Raw genomic sequence first — 1,709 nt, 5'->3', positions numbered from 1 at the left:
CGCAAGTCCTACGGCGACCAGACCGTCCTGGACGGCATCGACCTGCACGTCCCGGCCGGCTCGGTCTTCGCCCTGCTGGGACCGAACGGGGCGGGCAAGACCACGGCCGTGAAGATCCTGTCCACCCTCATCGGCGCCGACGGCGGGCAGGTGCGGGTCGCCGGCCACGACCTGGCCACCCGGCCCCAGGCCGTGCGCGCCGCGATCGGGGTGACCGGCCAGTTCTCCGCGGTCGACGGCCTGATCACCGGCGAGGAGAACATGCTCCTGATGGCCGACCTGCACCACCTGCCCCGCTCCCAGGGCCGGCGGGTGGCCGCCGACCTCCTTCAGCGCTTCGACCTGACCGAGGCGGCCCGCAAACCCGCCTCCACCTACTCCGGCGGCATGAAGCGCCGCCTGGACATCGCCATGACCCTGGTGGGCAACCCCCGGATCATCTTCCTGGACGAGCCGACCACCGGCCTGGACCCCCGCTCGCGCCACACCATGTGGCAGATCATCCGCGCCCTCGTCGCCGACGGCGTGACGGTCTTCCTCACCACCCAGTACCTGCAGGAGGCCGACCAGCTCGCCGACCGCATCGCCGTCCTGAACGACGGCACGATCGCCGCGCAGGGCACCGCGGAGGAACTCAAGCGCCTGGTCCCCGGCGGACACGTGCGCCTGCGCTTCACCGACCCGGCCGCCTACCGCACCGCCGCCACCGCCCTGACCGGCGCCGCCCGCGACGACCAGGCCCTGACCCTGCAACTGCCCAGCGACGGCAGCCAGCGCGAACTGCGCGCCGTCCTGGACCGGCTGGACGCCGAGAACATCGCCGCGGACGAGCTGACCGTGCACACCCCCGACCTGGACGACGTCTTCTTCGCCCTGACCGCCACCGTCCCCGCCCCGCCCGAGGAGTCCGTCCGATGAGCACCCCGTCCCCGGCCGTCCGCGACACCACCACGATGCTGCGCCGCAACCTCCTGCACGCCCGCCGCTACCCCTCGCTGACGCTGAACCTGCTGCTGACCCCGATCATGCTGCTGCTGCTGTTCGTGTACGTCTTCGGCGACACGATGAGCGCGGGCCTGGGCGGCGGCGGCCGCGCCGACTACCTCGCCTACCTGCTGCCCGGCCTGCTGCTGATGACCATCGGCTCGACCACCATCGGCACGGCGGTCTCGGTCTCCACGGACATGTCCGAGGGCATCATCGCCCGCTTTCGCACCATGGCCATCCACCGCGGCTCGGTCCTCACCGGCCACGTGATCGGCAGCGTGCTGCAGGCGGTGCTCAGCGTGGTGCTGGTCGGCGCGGTCGGGGTGGCGATCGGCTTCCGCGCCCCGCAGGCCACGGCCCTGGAGTGGCTGGCGGCCTTCGGCCTGCTGGTCCTGTTCGCCACCGCGCTGACCTGGATCGCGGTGGGGATGGGCCTGGTCAGCCCGAACGCGGAGGCGGCGAGCAACAACGCGATGCCGCTGATCTTCCTCCCGCTGATCTCCAGCACCTTCGTCCCGGTGGCGCAGATGCCCGGCTGGTTCCAGCCGATCGCCCAGTACCAGCCCTTCACCCCGGCCGTCGAAACCCTCCGCGGCCTGCTGCTGGGCACCGAGATCGGCCACAACGGCTGGCTCGCCCTGGCCTGGTGCCTGGCCCTGACCGTCCTTGGACACCTCTGGTCCAAGAAGGTCTTCAACCGCGACCCCCGGTGACCGAAACGA

General features: G+C 71.7%; 2 protein-coding genes. Both read left to right on the top strand.

Annotated features, from left to right (window positions below; translation table 11 throughout):
* The coding region (locus K7G60_RS38515; RefSeq protein ID WP_225805616.1) for an ATP-binding cassette domain-containing protein at positions 1-918 on the top strand (918 nt) is incomplete at its 5' end.
* Positions 915-1,700 (top strand): ABC transporter permease, encoded by a 786-nt coding sequence (locus K7G60_RS38510; RefSeq protein ID WP_225805615.1) that lies wholly within the window; start codon positions 915-917, stop codon positions 1,698-1,700. The genes K7G60_RS38515 and K7G60_RS38510, both read left to right, overlap by 4 nt.
* Positions 1,701-1,709: the final 9 nt, after the last annotated feature.

Origin of the sequence: Streptomyces sp. NK15101 (genome assembly GCF_020400725.1) — a bacterium.
Taxonomy (GTDB): domain Bacteria; phylum Actinomycetota; class Actinomycetes; order Streptomycetales; family Streptomycetaceae; genus Streptomyces.
This window is presented reverse-complemented; position numbering and strand designations above follow the sequence as displayed.